The organism is Nitratireductor basaltis, from assembly GCF_000733725.1.
GTDB lineage: Bacteria > Pseudomonadota > Alphaproteobacteria > Rhizobiales > Rhizobiaceae > Chelativorans > Chelativorans basaltis.
This window is the reverse complement of the sequence record NZ_JMQM01000001.1, coordinates 1,378,809-1,392,269: the sequence shown is the minus strand read 5'-3', so window position 1 is coordinate 1,392,269 and position 13,461 is coordinate 1,378,809. Positions and strand designations below refer to the sequence as shown.

Here is a 13,461-nt window from a genome sequence, read left to right as displayed (position 1 = left end):
GCCATCCGGCGGGGCTTTTTGCATGGAGCATTGAGCATGGCGCTTAGTACCACCGCCAATCAGATCTGGCGCGACTTCGTGACCGATGGTGTCCCTGCCTCTGGAGCGCATGAGCCCCGCAAGCCCGACATCCGTGAATGGGGCACGGTCCTTGAAAGCATCATTCAGGCCGGGCTGCTATCCGATGCGGTCTGGAAGGCCACCAAGGCGAACCTGACGGCCGATCTCGCTCATGCCGCAGATACCCTTGGCGTAGTCTATGCCGACAGCACGTCTGCGAACAATGGCCTCTACAAGAAGAACGGCGGTTCTGGCTCCGGCTCCTGGACGCAGATCACCACGTTCCTGCCGGGTTATCAGTTCGTCAAAGCGAGCAACACCGACAGCGGTGATCCGAACGCGATTACGGCTTCGACTTCGCCGCGTCTGCCAGTTGGTGATGGAGTGGCGCTGGTTCGGCTGAACATCGTCGAAGCGAATACGTCTGAAGATGTAACGGTTTCGTTCGATGGTGGTGCATCTCTCACGGTGAAAACCGTATCTGATGAAAAACCTGTCGTCGGGGGTCTGAAGGCGGGCACGGCTGTTCTCGGCATAGTGGAGAACAGCGGCACTGTCTTCCGCCTCGCAAGTGATGCTGCGGTGGAGATTACATGGCGCGGCGCTTGGGCTGATGGCACCACATACTCCCGCAAGGATGCGGTGAAGCGTGGTGGCACATCATATATCGCGACGGCTGGGCATGTCGCTTCCAGCGCCACAGAGCCGGGCGTCGGCGCGAACTGGCAGACAGTCTGGGATACGCTCGCACAGAAGGGGGACAGCGGGGTTGGAGAGCCACTTCCCTCAGTGGCTCTCAAGATGATCCGTCGCAACGCCACCAATACTGCCTACGAAGTGGTAGGCGGTGACGAAGCGCTAGAAGCGCTGGGCGAATTCACGCCATCTTACCCGGGCGCGGCACCACGAACATTGCGGTCGAAGATTGAGGAGTTCGTAACCGTTGAGGATTTTGGTGCCGCCGGGGATGGCATCACTGATGACTATGCGGCGCTTCAAGCGGCAATCGACAGCGGCGCAAAGCGCATTTTCTTTGGCCCCAAGACCTACGGCGTACTATCTACGCTCAAGCCCGTTGATAATCAGGAATGGGTTGGGTTCAAAGGAGTTTCAAGGCTGAAGGTGCTAGCCGGCGCTCCTGACCCCACTGATTTGTTTGAGCGGAATCAAGATGGTACGGAGGGCGCACTTCAGAACTGGAGTGCTTCTGGCATCATCTTTGATGGGGGCGGGAAGGAGTCGGCGTGGGTTGTCTACGGATGTAATAACATCCGCGCAACTGACTGCCTATTCACCGGTGCGCAGACCTACGGCATGGGGTTCCAAGCCCGTCCCGAGTACGTGATTGACCTGCCACAAGATGACATCATTCTAACCCGTTGCGGCTTTGTTGATAATGGAGTGGCGTCTAATTGGGATGGCCTCGATATCAAGTATTGCACCAATACCAAGCTTATCGGCTGCTGGTCGAGCGGCAACACTGATGCTGGCATTAACGTTCGAGGTGAATGTGAACTTATCGGCTGTCATTCTCTGGGGGATGCAACTGATGGCATCCTTCTTCAGGCGGCTGAGAACCCGACCGCTCCGAACACTCATCCTTCCTATTTCGTGGTGGCGGGTTGTTCTGCACGCGGCTCCACGGCGGGTAACGGACTTCGCGTTCAGGCAAATACGAACAATCCCACCTATATCGAGGTGACTGGCTTTCAGGCGGAGGGAAATGCGTTGAACGGTGTCGAATTCTCCGGGTCTGGAAAGATCGCGGGGTCGATGACCGGATTTTCCTCCTTCGGGAATACACAGGACGGGCTTAAAATCACCGGCGACTACATTGAACAGTTTATCTTCAGCGCCGGTCGGTGCACCGACAACGGCGGTGATGGCGTTGACACTGCGGGCAAGAATGCCGTGTTCAACGCCATGACGATGACTGGGAACGGCGGAACCGGATATCGCGAGCAGGCAGGTGCTGCAAACAACTACCTTATGCCCAATTGCGTGATCGACGGCAACGGGATCGATATCGGCACCCGCGTGGGCGCAGAGACTTCGGACGGTTTCATGTCCGTACGGACAAAGCACTCCTTGCGCGTGTTTCCTGGCATTGCTTCCGGCTTGGAATTGCAGACCGATTCAGGCGGCACCTATTCTAATGTCATGTCGGTGGGAGATGCCGCCACCGTCGACTTGCGTCTCACTGCCAAAGGCAATGGTAACATCGATGGTTACGCTGGGGGCGGAACGCGGCAACTGTTTTCGTTTCGCGAGCAGGGCAGCGGAATTGTGAATTACCCTGACTTTATCGCATCCGTAACAGGAAACCCGCTGATTATCCAGGCGTCAGGCGCTGATAGCAACATCGACTTGCAGCTGAATCCGAAGGGGAGCGGCAGGGTGCGGTTCGGATCACATGCCGCGCTTAGCGGCGAGACGGTGACCGGATACATCACCATCAAGGACGCAAGCGGGAATGACCGCAAACTTGCGGTGGTATCGTAGCCTAGAGCGCGGCTATCAATTGATCGCGCCACTGCGCCGCAACTTTGCGCCCTTCGTCGCCAAGCTCTCCTGCATACTCCGCGTCGATAATTGCATGGGCGAGCATGAGAAAAACCTTCACACGCTTGCTGAATAGCGGGCAAAGGCTTTTGAAGAATGGCTGATCGATCAGGAACCGAAATGCACTGGCGTGGTATGGCGCAATCGACCAATCAGGCTCACCTACTTTCCCTCTTGGTCTTCTGTTCGGGCTGAGGTGGATGCCATGAAGAGGGCGGAATTTATCCGAAATCTCTGGTAGGGCAGATCGCTTGGAAACAATCTCAAACAGAAGGTGTTCGTCATTCCCACGCGAAAGGTCAAAGTTATCGGGCGGGCTGATTGGATAAAATGCCTCTGATCGCGTGAAGTGCAGTCCTGAGAGTTTCCCACCCTCTGAACGCAGCACATTGCTGTAAGGAAGCCCCGTCTTCTCCATATGTTTGAGGTGCATGGGTGTTATCCGCTCAAGCACAAGTATGTCAATGTCACCGAAATAAACGTATTCTGTCGGGACTTGCGGTCTTTCCAAGAAACGGACGCTATTTGCGACGACATTGTCAAACAAGCCCGACCTCAGTAGAAGACGGCCCGGAAAATACTCTTCAAGTATTTCTAGTGGTTGTTGATTTTGTAAGTAGAAACGCCGGGGGTCTTCAATACAGATTTCGACCCTAGCCTCTTTGTTAAACCGAAGTGCAGAGGCGGCGTAGGGGATAACAAAATCTTCGTATTTGCGATCAGCAGCCGCAAAGAAAGTTGTTTCGATCATAGGTCCGCTAATCTCCATACGCCTATCGCTTTGTCTGCGTAGGGGTCGTTAGGTGTCGTAGGTCGATCAAAGACAATTCTTTCGGGTGGCGGGAAATCGAACGGTTTGATCTGTAGATTTAGAGGTCGCCACGGGCCGATTGTGGTGTCCTTGTTTTCCTCCAGATGAGTAAAAGTGGTTGTAAGCAAATAGGTCGAACCGCTGGCCTTGAAATTTTCAATTGCTTTTAGTCCCGCCTCGAACGGCAGATGCACAAGGCAATCACGACAGAAGATGGCATCCGCTTGGGGTGGGACATCAGAGACTATATCAAGAACCGAGAAGGTGTGGTTGTTGCGCTTGACCCGAGCTTTAGCCGCTTCCACCAGGTCAGGTACAATGTCGGAACCATGATACCAGTCGAGATCATTTGTAATCGTTGTAATCCATTCGGCTGTGCCACATGGCACATCGACTAAGGTGCGTATCCCTAGCGTATAGAACAAGTTCGGCAACTCGGCTCGCAACCTAGCTGTGGCCGACAATGTACTTCCTGGCCCTGATTTAGAAGAACTTTGCCATGCAGATGAATCGTGTATCTGCTTGAAAACCGTTGTTGCTTCCTCGCGAAAGTTCACCGACCGCCTCCCATTCGTTGCGACGAGTTATAACAGCTTCGCCTTATAGTGGAAGATGGAATGAAACGCACTCTCGGCCATCTCTCCCGGCTCTGACCCGCTGACGCTCTAACCCACATCTGAAACGGAGAAATCCAATGCGCGTTGATTTCAACGTGGCCATGGAAGTGGCCGCGCACGAGGCGCTTGTGCGTCAAGCGTACAAGGACGTGAAGGGCGTTCTGACTTGGTGTGTTGGCATGACCAATGCCACCGGCCATCGCGTAGAGCGGTACATCGGCAAGCGCGCCACTCTCCAGCACTGCATGAACGTCTATGTCTGGGCTCTGACCAACTATGCAGAGCAGGTGAAAGAGGTCTTCAAGGATCATCCGCTGACCCAGGCACAGTTTGCCGCGGCGGTATCCTTTCATTGGAATACCGGCGCTATCCGTAGCGCGACATGGGTGACGCACTTCAAAGCGGGTGACATGAAAAGGGCACGCGAAGCGTTCCTGCAGTGGCGCATCCCGGCGGCGATCATCGAACGGCGTGAGAAAGAGGCGAGGCTACTTTTTGATGGCATCTGGTCAAATGATGGCACGATGCTGGAGTTTACCCGCGTGCGTCCGAACCTGAGCATTGACTGGTCCAGCGGACGGAAGACCAGTGTGCGCGAAGAGATCCGCTTGGCATTCGAGAAGATGGATCGGCCGGAACTGGATCAGGTTCCGCAGCCCTATGCGAAGCCAGAACAACCGACCCTCTCAGCCGACGAGATCGCGAAGATCGAGAAGCCGACCGTGCCGCCTCAGGTCGAGGATGAAGTCAAGAAGAAGACCGGGCGCTGGGGCTGGTTGACGGGCCTTGCCACGGGAGCAGGCGCGGGCATTTCCCGCGTCTTTGATGCCGACTGGTCCACAGTGCTGGCCATCGGCGGCGTCGGGCTTGCTGTCCTTGCCGGTGGCGTCCTGATGCGCAAGCAGATCATCGCCGCGGTGCGCGAAATCCGTGATGCGGTGGAGGGCACCTGATGCCTAGCCTATCCATTGGCGCATGGCTCCGCGCTGGTGCTGTTCTGGCTGTGGTGGGGCTTCTGACCTTCACCCACTGGAACGCTTACCAGCGTGGCCGCACGGCGGTTCTGCAGCGCCTTCAATCCGACCGCATCACCATCCTGAAAGATGGAAAGGAGATAGACCATGAAGTGCTTGAGGCTGATGACCTTGATCTTTGCCGGATGCTCGGCGGCTGCCTGCCAGAGCACGAGCCTCGCTGAGCCATGTGACGTTCTCGTGCCGATCAATCCCCAGCCGTCAACCAATGCCTATCTGGTGCAGAACGATCGACCGGCAGCCGTGGCCATTGCTCAGCATCGTGGCCGGTATCAGAAATATGGGTGCCGCCCATGATCCTCGCGCACATCAAGCAGTCTCTTCGAGAGACCTTTCCAGTCCGGGCATCGGAATGGGCGCTTGCCCTGATGCTCCTGAACTGGTCGCTGATCCTTGTCCTCAATCCCGATCTTTTTTCAGACGGTGCCAGCTATCGGCCTCTTGCTGCTCTGATGAAGCAGGATACCTGGGCGCTGCTTTGTCTGGTGGCCGGGGCAGGGCGTCTGATCTTTCTTGCCATCAACGGGGCGTGGCGGCGATCCCCGCATCTGAGGGCGCTGGGGGCTTTCATTGCCTGCCTGTTCTGGTTTCAGATCACGGTGGGCTTCGCGCAGGCCGGCACATGGAGCACTGGCCTTGCGGTCTATCCGGTCCTGCTCCTGCTCGACAGCTACAATGTAATGCGCGCTGTCACCGATGCCGCCGCAAGCGATCAACGTCATCAGGAGCGGGCGCGTGTTGGGAATAGACACTGATATCTGGGTGGTCGCGGTCTGGGGGCTCATTGTGGTATTCGCCGCTGCAGGGCGATATGTGAGCCAGAGGAAGCAGCCACCACCGCGCGATGACGCCTATGTCACCGCTGCCTCTTTCGGCTTCATCGAGAAGGACATAGCCCGCCGACTGGTCGAGGCAGCCGAGGGCATCAACGCCTCCATGAGCATACTTGCCGACCGGAAGCAGAACGAATTGCAGGAGACGCTTGATAAGCTGGTGCAGACGCTGACAAAGCGCCCGCCATGACACATCAGATCCATTGATGATCGATCCGCCCCGCTGGCCTTCATCGGCTGGTGGGGCGGCTTTTCTGCGTTTACGGGCCTGCTCCGATCCGATATCAGCCCAGGCTATGAGCATGTCGGTGAGAACCCTGCAGGACTGCCTTGATCTGGATGTTGGCATCTGGGGGCACTGCACGCGACCGAACTGCGGGAACAGCGTGCGTCTCGACATCCACAATCTCATCGAGCGGTATGGAGCCGATTACAGCTATATCGGTGATGACAGGCTGAGGAATGCCTTGCGGTGCAATCGATGCGGTCACAAGGGCGGGTCGATCACCATTTCGCAGATGTATTCAGCTAGTGCAGGCCGGTAGGGCTCTTGGCGCTGTGATCGCCCATCACGCGCCTGAGTTCTTCAGCAGCCTTCCGAGCTTCTTCACGTTCCCCGTCTGTGAGCTCATTCCATTTCCTGCCAGGATAGAGCGCGAGCGCCATATATCGGGCTCCATCATCGCCAAGCCGATTGCTCATCCCTCACACCACCTCGCCTTGTATCCCGGTCGCCACCGTACCGCGTAGCCATCGCGAAGCAACACCTCTCCGGCAGTCTCGCCATTCGGCATCTTGACCTTCACCAATGGTCTGCCCCAGCGATCTCTGACGCCGCTGTCTTCGATCTCGACATCCTGCCTCAGCAGTTCCTTCAGGCGAAGCGTGGCCTGATCTCCCAGAAGCTTCTCCTTGGCGCATTTCGCGTTGCGTGTCTCGGGCGTGTCTATCCCCTCGACATTCGGCGCTCCTGGTCCGAGCAGGCGCATGTTCTGGCCATCGCACTTGATGGTATCACCATCAACCGCAAGCAGTGAGGCGCAGGTGATCAGGGTATAGGTGAGGGCGGTCATATCGGCTTATCCACACGGGTCGATTTCTGTGGAGGATATTCCGTGAACGGGCGTGGGACACCCATTCTGTAACCTATTGATCTGCAATGCCCACAAGAATGACCGCGTGGGACACCTAAAGCTCGCATTTCTGCGGATTTCAGCGTTTCTCCGAGTCTTCTCGACCGCACCAACACTCTCCAAGATCATATGCACTTGAAGCGCTTGGCGCGGTCTTGTGGTTGCGCGAGGCCTTACTCGGCCGGCCGCATTGCCGCCGGAACGCTTGCGCTCTCGCTTCTGAACAGAACCGCTGCAAAGACAAGCGCTGCCGCCAGAAGCGTAAGCGACGCTATGGCTGTCACCGGTTCGATGGCCGCATATCCCAGATAAAGCAGATAGAGTGCGGGTGTGAGGAGCACCAGACCGACCACCCAGAGCCAGAAATGCGCTCCGGCAAGGCGGGTCTGTGCTTTGGCCGGGTTGAGTGCGTAATATGTGCCGAACAGGGCGCTCGTCACCCAACCGAGCAGATTGGTATGCGCGTGCGGTCCGATGACATTGTGATTACCGGACATTGCCATCTGCAGCCCCATCCCGATGCCCAGGATGAGGAATACAATGGCGATCTTGAAGAAACGGCTGGCAAGTACAGGCATTTTCGCTCCCCCTATGGATTTCATGCCGGGAAGATTTTGCACCTGAATACGCGAAAAGGAAATAACCTTAGGGAAGTAAACCGTTTCGCCTGTGGCTGCGTCTTTGGGCGAGCGTCGTTGCAATAAACAATATGCAGGCAAAACCGGTTGCTGCAGGAAACAGAAGAGTGGTGACGGAGAAATTTTCGAGTGCAGCCATCGCCATGATGTTGCGCGCGACGGTGAAGGCATAGAAACCCAGATCCTCGTCGAATGGCTGCAGGAACGTCTTTCGCAGGGTCGGCAGGAAGCCCACCAGATCGATCGACGTCAGGATGACGACAGCCCAGAGCGGATCGGATGTGAGCGCCCATGCGGGCAGGGCGCTGAGGCCTGTCAGGAGAAAGAACCAGTCTGTGCGCGTGATCGAGATGTTTCCCCGGCGTGTATAGGCAAGCACAGCCACGTAAAGGGTAACGATGCCCGCCAGTCCAATGGGCCAGGCGCCTGCGCCGCCGCCATCGACCACCTGTGCGAGGAACACGACAAAGGTTGTCGAGCCCCACAAGGCCCACGAGAAGACATGAGGTCGCGTTCGCCCTGCATGGATCGAGCGGATATAGGGCAGAAAGGCAGCGAAGGTCAGAACCATCGCGACTGCGCTCAGTATCTCTCGCCACCAGGTCATGCTCGTGCCACTCCTCGCGGATAAGTTGGGCACAGCCATAACTTGTGCGACAAGTGCAGGATGCGTTTCTTCAGTACGCATTCCTGTTGCTGATGGGCTTTCTAATCGGCTAGAGGGCGCTAAGCTTGTAGAGTGACAAGCTGCCGCCGCAGCCAAATCAGCCGTCAGTGGAGCATGCCCTTGAGCGACAATCAGCCGGAAACAGAAGAAGCCACCGGGGTTGAGGAAACCGGCATCTATGATGCGGACGGCGTTATTTCTTCGGATTTTCTGGCCCATATCGGTGCGGCCATCGCCGACCGGGCAACGCTGACGCTCAAACAGGATGTAAGTTCACTCCACCAGTCCGAGATCGGCGATCTTCTCGAAGCGCTTCTTCCAGAGCAGCGGCGCGCCCTTGTGGAACTGATGGGCGATGACTTCGACTTCACTGCGCTCACGGAAGTGGATGAGGCGATTCGCCTGGATATTGTCGAGAGCCTGCCAAATGCGCAGATCGCTCAGGCAGTCCAGCAGCTTGATTCCGATGACGCGGTTTACATTCTCGAAGATCTCGAGACTGAGGATCAGGACGAGATCCTGGCGCAGTTGCCCTTCACCGAGCGCATCCGTCTGCGGCGCTCGCTTGGCTATCCGGAAGAGACGGCCGGTCGACGCATGCAGACCGAGTTTGTCGCCGTACCGCCTTTCTGGACGGTCGGCCAGACCATCGACTACATGCGCGACGACCAGAACCTGCCGGAAAACTTCTCCCAGGTATTCGTCATCGATCCCGGCTTCCGGCTGGTTGGTGCTGTCGATCTCGATCGCATACTTCGCTCGAAGCGCAATGTGCGCATCGAAGATGTGATGCGCGAAACGCGCCACGCCATTCCAGCCACGATGGATCAGGAAGAAGCCGCCCAGATCTTTGAGCAATACGACCTCTTGTCTGCGGCCGTCGTGGACGAGAACGAGCGCCTTGTCGGTGTTCTGACAATCGATGACGTGGTGGATGTCATCCAGCAGGAGGCGGAAGAGGATCTCTTGCGCATGGGCGGCGTGGGCGACGAGGAGCTTTCCGATAGCGTGATGACCGCCGCGCGCTCTCGCGTGCCCTGGCTGCTTGTCAATCTGATTACCGCGTTCCTTGCAGCCTCGGTGATAGGCCTCTTCGACGCTACCATTCAGCAGATTGTCGCGCTGGCAGTCCTGATGCCGATCGTCGCGGGTATGGGCGGCAATGCCGGGTCCCAGACCATGACCGTCACCGTTCGCGCGCTGGCGACACGCGACCTCGATATCTACAATGCCGGGCGCATCATCCGGCGTGAGATGGGAGTGGGGCTCCTGAACGGAGCGATATTCGCCACGCTGATCGGTCTTGTGGCGGCACTTTGGTTTCGTGATCCGGATATCGGCGGAATAATCGCAACCGCGATGGTCATAAACATGTTCGTCGCGGCATTGGGCGGCATTCTCATCCCGCTTCTGCTCGACAAGGTCGGCGCCGACCCTGCGGTCGCGTCGTCTGTTTTCGTGACGGCCGTTACCGATGTCGTGGGCTTCTTCGCCTTCCTGGGACTGGCGACCTGGTGGTTTGGCTTTCTCTGAGCGTGGGATCCGATGAAATCGTGGTGCCCGACACGATTGCGGACACCAGGTGGAGCGCCCAGGCTGCAACTTTCGTGCAGAACCGACTGCACGACACGGGTCTGAATTGACTTTTACGTAAATCAGGTGGCACTGTCGTCCCTGCAAGAGGGAAAAAGGGCAGGGCATGCGTGAATATTACACGATTACCGAGCTGACACGCGAATTCGGTATCTCGACGCGTACACTGCGCTTCTATGAAGACGAGGGTCTGATTCACCCTGTGCGCCGGGGTCGCACCCGTCTTTATCGTCCGTCGGACCGTCACCTGGTGCGACAAATACTGCGGGGGCGCCGGATAGGATTCTCGATAAACGAGATTCGTGAGATCATACAGGTATACAAGAGCCCTCCCGGAGAGGTGGCGCAGCTGAACCTTATGGTCCGGCGTATCGAGGAGAAGCGCGAGACGCTTCGCCAGAAGCGTCGTGACCTTGAGGACACGCTTTCGGAGCTGGACCAGGCGGAAGAGGCGGTCGTCGAGCGTCTGGCGGAGCTCGGTGTCAAAACCTGACCTTCAGGGATCCTGCACGTAGCAGTGGATAAGCCGATCTGGGCCGACAACTGGGGTTAACCCGGCATTAGGCAGTCTATACTAAGGTTTACCTAAGGGAAGCGAGGTGCGGCCACTTTGTCGGCTGCGTTAATTCGCGGGTTTTGCGAGCCGTCGGGACACGGTTCGCATCGTGGGGGTAGTGCAGAATATGCTGCAAGCAGCAAGCGCACGTGAGGGTAAACCGGATATCGCGACCATGATTGCGGCGCGCATGCGCCAGATGGGCGTGACGGGGTTGCCGCGCAACTATGAGATCTTTTACGCGGTTGAGACCGGTACCAGCGAAGAGCTCTCCCGGGAATTCGGCCAGTTGGGCGACCGACCGTCCCAGCGTGCTCTTGATGAGCTGTCGCGCAAATACTTCACCTCCAACAATCGAGACCAGATAGTGCAGTCTGCGCAGGAGCAGGTGTCCGAGAGCACGACCGATATCCTGGCACTGATGCAGCGCGAACAGAATTCGATCGAGAAGTTCTGCACCATACTCGACAAGACATCCGGTGGCCTGGAGGGGCCAAATGCCCTTTCAAGGGATGTGCTGCAGAAGGTGGTCGGCATCATGGCTGCAGCCACGCATACCACTCTGGAGCAGGGGCGTACCATTTCCAGGGCGATGCAGGAAAAGACTGCAGAGCTTGATGAGATGAAGACGAAGCTGGCGCGCTACAAGCGGCTGGCCGAAACCGATCCCCTCACGCGTGTCTGGAACCGTCGCGCCTTCGATCGCCGCATGGCCGAGATCTACAACGACGGGCGCGAGGTCATGTTCAATGCCCTGATCCTGGCCGATATCGACGGCTTCAAGGCATTCAACGACCGTCATGGCCATCCTGTCGGTGACAAGGTTCTGCAGATGGTAGCGCATCTGATCTCCCAGAAATCCGGCCAATGCGGCTTCGTCGCGCGCACAGGTGGAGAAGAATTCGCAATCATCGTCGACGGGAAGAGCGAGGACGGCGTATACGAACTGGCAGAACATGCCCGCACCGCCATCGCGCAGGCCGAGTTTTCGATCGGGCCGACCGCCCAGCAATTCGGCCCGCTCTCCATATCGCTTGGCATCTGCATGGCATCAGAGGCAAGTGATGCGGAAGATCTGTACGCCAAGGCCGACCGCGCCCTTTATGCATCGAAGAGCGATGGGCGAAACCGCACGAGCCGGTTCTCGAAGATCACGAAGGGCGGATTTGCGAAGAACTGGCTGCTCTACAAGGGTGAGTAGCGCTCTTCTTCTTCATTGAGGCCCTCCGTTCAGCTTTTTGCCCCATTTGTGATAGAAGGCGCGTGAGAGAGGGCAATTTGTCGCCCCGAATCGCAGGAGAGGAATTCCCCATATGCTCAAGAAAGCCGTTGCCGTAGCTCTGATTGCAGGTTTTTCTGCCGGCTGCGTGACCTCGACAGACCCCTATACGGGTCAGCAGAAGATCTCCAACACCGCAGGCGGCGCAGCCCTTGGCGCGCTGGCCGGTGCGGGCGTGGGCCTTCTGGCCGGTGGCGATGACCGCCGCAACGCCCTGATCGGTGCTGGTATCGGTGCACTGGCAGGCGGTTCCGTCGGCGCCTATATGGATCAGCAGGAAGCGCAGCTTCGCGGTCAGCTTCAGGGCACCGGCGTCAGCGTTACGCGTCAGGGCAACAACATCATCCTGAACATGCCTTCCAACATCACCTTCAATACGGATCAGGCAGACATTCAACCGGCCTTCTATCCGACGCTGAATTCGGTCGCACTGGTCCTCAAGAAGTACAATCAGACGCTTGTTGACGTGATCGGCCACACCGATTCCACCGGTGATGACGGCTACAACATGGATCTGTCGCGCCGCCGCGCGTCCTCGGTTGCAAACTATCTGATGGCACAGGGTGCAGCTTCGCAGCGCTTCGAGGTGATCGGCATGGGTGAAACGCAGCCGGTGGCCTCCAACGCCACGCCGGAAGGCCGTGCGCAGAATCGCCGCGTGGAAATCCAGCTGGTTCCCGTTACCCAGTAGGGGCCGAACGAGCGAAAAACGACAATGGCCCGGCAATGCTGGGCCATTTCTTTTTGCAGCAAGCGGGTCGTGCTTCAGAAGCCCGCCGCGATCTTGGCTGCGAGGCGGGCATTGTTTTCCACCAGGGCGATATTCGTCGCCAGGCTCCGGCCGCCGGTGATTTCGAGAAGTCGACCGAGCAGGTAAGGCGTGACCTCCTTGCCCGAAATCTTGAGACGTACCGCATCATCCTGCGCCTGGGAGATGAAGCCTGCCATCTCGTCTGCGGGGATTTCATCCTTCTCCGGCACCGGATTGGCCACCAGCATGCCACCGCCAAGCTCCAGTTCCTGACGCATGGCATGGAAGCGCGCGATGGCTTGCGGCTCATCGAGGCGAAGTGGCGCGGGCAGGGGAGACTGGCGCGACCAGAAGGCGGGAACGACATCGCTCTGATAGCACACCACCGGCACGCCATTGGTTTCCAGAACCTCGAGCGTCTTGGCGCCATCGAGAATGGCCTTTGGTCCTGCCGAGACCACGATGACCGGCGTGCGCGCCAGTTCAGGAAGATCGGCTGAAATGTCGAAGCTTGTTTCGGCACCCTTGTGAACGCCGCCGATGCCGCCGGTAGCGAATACCTTTATGCCGGCCCAGGCTGCCGCAATCATCGTGGCTGCCACGGTCGTGCCGCCATCGCGACCCTCGGCCAATGCAAAGGCGAGATCGGCACGCGAAAGCTTCATCGCGCCTTTCGTCTGCGCAAGTTCCTTGCGCTCTTGCTCGGACAGACCGATTTTCAGCCGCCCCTTGATGACCGCGATTGTGGCCGGCACGGCACCTTCCTCGCGAATGATCGCCTCGACCTTTCCGGCCATGGCATCGTTTTCCGGCCATGGCATGCCATGGGTGATGATCGTGCTTTCGAGCGCCACGACCGGGCGACCGGCCTTGATGGCTTCTGCGACTTCCGGGTGAATATCCATCAATGCCTTGGCTTGCGCCATT

Annotated in this window: 16 protein-coding genes; 10 read left to right on the top strand and 6 right to left on the bottom strand. The window is 57.9% G+C overall.

Going from position 1 to position 13,461, the window contains the following annotated elements:
• The first annotated feature begins 36 nt into the window (after positions 1-36).
• Positions 37-2,562, top strand: coding sequence for a right-handed parallel beta-helix repeat-containing protein (locus tag EL18_RS06650; protein WP_036481006.1), 2,526 nt, complete (start codon positions 37-39; stop codon positions 2,560-2,562).
• Between the two features lies 1 nt (position 2,563).
• On the opposite strand, the gene EL18_RS06645 is transcribed toward EL18_RS06650, so the two are convergent.
• Together EL18_RS06645 and EL18_RS17755 are read right to left on the bottom strand one after the other, a co-directional pair.
• On the bottom strand, positions 2,564-3,373 hold the full coding sequence (locus tag EL18_RS06645) for a hypothetical protein (protein WP_152552963.1): 810 nt from the start codon (positions 3,371-3,373) through the stop codon (positions 2,564-2,566).
• Positions 3,370-3,990 (bottom strand): class I SAM-dependent methyltransferase, encoded by a 621-nt coding sequence (locus EL18_RS17755; RefSeq protein WP_152552962.1) that lies wholly within the window; start codon positions 3,988-3,990, stop codon positions 3,370-3,372. Before EL18_RS17755 ends, EL18_RS06645 begins: the two co-directional genes overlap by 4 nt.
• 137 nt (positions 3,991-4,127) lie before the next feature.
• Between EL18_RS17755 and EL18_RS17250 the strand changes: the two genes are divergently transcribed.
• The 5 genes from EL18_RS17250 (at position 4,128) to EL18_RS17745 (ending at position 6,462) form a co-directional block, all read left to right on the top strand.
• Positions 4,128-5,003, top strand: coding sequence for a lysozyme (locus EL18_RS17250; protein ID WP_051913834.1), 876 nt, complete (start codon positions 4,128-4,130; stop codon positions 5,001-5,003).
• Positions 5,003-5,248 (top strand): hypothetical protein, encoded by a 246-nt coding sequence (locus EL18_RS17750; protein ID WP_152552961.1) that lies wholly within the window; start codon positions 5,003-5,005, stop codon positions 5,246-5,248. Before EL18_RS17250 ends, EL18_RS17750 begins: the two co-directional genes overlap by 1 nt.
• Before the next feature lie 129 nt (positions 5,249-5,377).
• Complete coding sequence (locus EL18_RS17245) at positions 5,378-5,839, top strand: hypothetical protein (protein WP_051913832.1); 462 nt, start codon at positions 5,378-5,380, stop codon at positions 5,837-5,839.
• A complete protein-coding gene (locus tag EL18_RS06620) occupies positions 5,820-6,107 on the top strand; it encodes a hypothetical protein (RefSeq protein ID WP_152552960.1) in 288 nt (95 codons plus the stop codon). Before EL18_RS17245 ends, EL18_RS06620 begins: the two co-directional genes overlap by 20 nt.
• A 112-nt stretch (positions 6,108-6,219) precedes the next feature.
• Entirely contained in the window at positions 6,220-6,462 is a 243-nt protein-coding gene (locus EL18_RS17745; protein WP_152552959.1) for a hypothetical protein, read from the top strand.
• 153 nt (positions 6,463-6,615) lie between these two features.
• Here the strand turns inward: EL18_RS17745 and EL18_RS06615 are convergent, their stop codons facing one another.
• The 3 genes from EL18_RS06615 to EL18_RS06605 form a co-directional block, all read right to left on the bottom strand.
• Positions 6,616-6,990 carry a thermonuclease family protein gene (locus EL18_RS06615; protein ID WP_036480994.1) on the bottom strand — a complete coding sequence of 125 codons (375 nt, stop codon included), beginning with the start codon at positions 6,988-6,990 and terminating at the stop codon, positions 6,616-6,618.
• A gap of 233 nt (positions 6,991-7,223) precedes the next feature.
• Positions 7,224-7,628: a hypothetical protein gene (locus EL18_RS06610; protein ID WP_036480992.1), complete on the bottom strand. Its 405-nt coding sequence runs from the start codon at positions 7,626-7,628 to the stop codon at positions 7,224-7,226.
• A 67-nt stretch (positions 7,629-7,695) separates the two neighbouring features.
• A complete protein-coding gene (locus EL18_RS06605) occupies positions 7,696-8,295 on the bottom strand; it encodes a hypothetical protein (protein ID WP_036480991.1) in 600 nt (199 codons plus the stop codon).
• 180 nt (positions 8,296-8,475) lie between these two features.
• On the opposite strand from EL18_RS06605, the gene mgtE reads away from it, so the two are divergent.
• The 4 genes from mgtE (at position 8,476) to EL18_RS06585 (ending at position 12,474) form a co-directional block, all read left to right on the top strand.
• Positions 8,476-9,888, top strand: coding sequence for a magnesium transporter (mgtE, locus tag EL18_RS06600; protein ID WP_244444526.1), 1,413 nt, complete (start codon positions 8,476-8,478; stop codon positions 9,886-9,888).
• A gap of 166 nt (positions 9,889-10,054) precedes the next feature.
• Positions 10,055-10,441, top strand: coding sequence for a MerR family transcriptional regulator (locus EL18_RS06595; RefSeq protein WP_036480987.1), 387 nt, complete (start codon positions 10,055-10,057; stop codon positions 10,439-10,441).
• Between the two features lie 190 nt (positions 10,442-10,631).
• Positions 10,632-11,705 carry a GGDEF domain-containing protein gene (locus EL18_RS06590; RefSeq protein ID WP_036480985.1) on the top strand — a complete coding sequence of 358 codons (1,074 nt, stop codon included), beginning with the start codon at positions 10,632-10,634 and terminating at the stop codon, positions 11,703-11,705.
• Positions 11,706-11,817: 112 nt separating this feature from the next.
• Positions 11,818-12,474 (top strand): YiaD family glycine zipper/OmpA-like lipoprotein, encoded by a 657-nt coding sequence (locus tag EL18_RS06585; RefSeq protein WP_036480983.1) that lies wholly within the window; start codon positions 11,818-11,820, stop codon positions 12,472-12,474.
• A 74-nt stretch (positions 12,475-12,548) separates the two neighbouring features.
• Here EL18_RS06585 and EL18_RS06580 read toward each other — a convergent pair whose 3' ends face one another.
• Positions 12,549-13,460, bottom strand: coding sequence for a pseudouridine-5'-phosphate glycosidase (locus EL18_RS06580; RefSeq protein WP_036480981.1), 912 nt, complete (start codon positions 13,458-13,460; stop codon positions 12,549-12,551).
• Position 13,461: the final 1 nt, after the last annotated feature.

Bases quoted from the DNA above. Each gene is read 5' to 3' on its own strand.
- EL18_RS06585 (WP_036480983.1), top strand. From the start codon at position 11,818: ATGCTCAAGAAAGCCGTTGCCGTAGCTCTGATTGCAGGTTTTTCTGCC.
- EL18_RS17745 (WP_152552959.1), top strand. From the start codon at position 6,220: ATGTCGGTGAGAACCCTGCAGGACTGCCTTGATCTGGATGTTGGCATC.
- EL18_RS06650 (WP_036481006.1), top strand. From the start codon at position 37: ATGGCGCTTAGTACCACCGCCAATCAGATCTGGCGCGACTTCGTGACC.
- EL18_RS17750 (WP_152552961.1), top strand. From the start codon at position 5,003: ATGCCTAGCCTATCCATTGGCGCATGGCTCCGCGCTGGTGCTGTTCTG.
- EL18_RS06610 (WP_036480992.1), bottom strand. From the start codon at position 7,628: ATGCCTGTACTTGCCAGCCGTTTCTTCAAGATCGCCATTGTATTCCTC.
- EL18_RS06590 (WP_036480985.1), top strand. From the start codon at position 10,632: ATGCTGCAAGCAGCAAGCGCACGTGAGGGTAAACCGGATATCGCGACC.
- EL18_RS06645 (WP_152552963.1), bottom strand. From the start codon at position 3,373: ATGATCGAAACAACTTTCTTTGCGGCTGCTGATCGCAAATACGAAGAT.
- EL18_RS17245 (WP_051913832.1), top strand. From the start codon at position 5,378: ATGATCCTCGCGCACATCAAGCAGTCTCTTCGAGAGACCTTTCCAGTC.
- EL18_RS06595 (WP_036480987.1), top strand. From the start codon at position 10,055: ATGCGTGAATATTACACGATTACCGAGCTGACACGCGAATTCGGTATC.
- EL18_RS17250 (WP_051913834.1), top strand. From the start codon at position 4,128: ATGCGCGTTGATTTCAACGTGGCCATGGAAGTGGCCGCGCACGAGGCG.
- EL18_RS06580 (WP_036480981.1), bottom strand. From the start codon at position 13,460: ATGGCGCAAGCCAAGGCATTGATGGATATTCACCCGGAAGTCGCAGAA.
- EL18_RS06605 (WP_036480991.1), bottom strand. From the start codon at position 8,295: ATGACCTGGTGGCGAGAGATACTGAGCGCAGTCGCGATGGTTCTGACC.
- EL18_RS06615 (WP_036480994.1), bottom strand. From the start codon at position 6,990: ATGACCGCCCTCACCTATACCCTGATCACCTGCGCCTCACTGCTTGCG.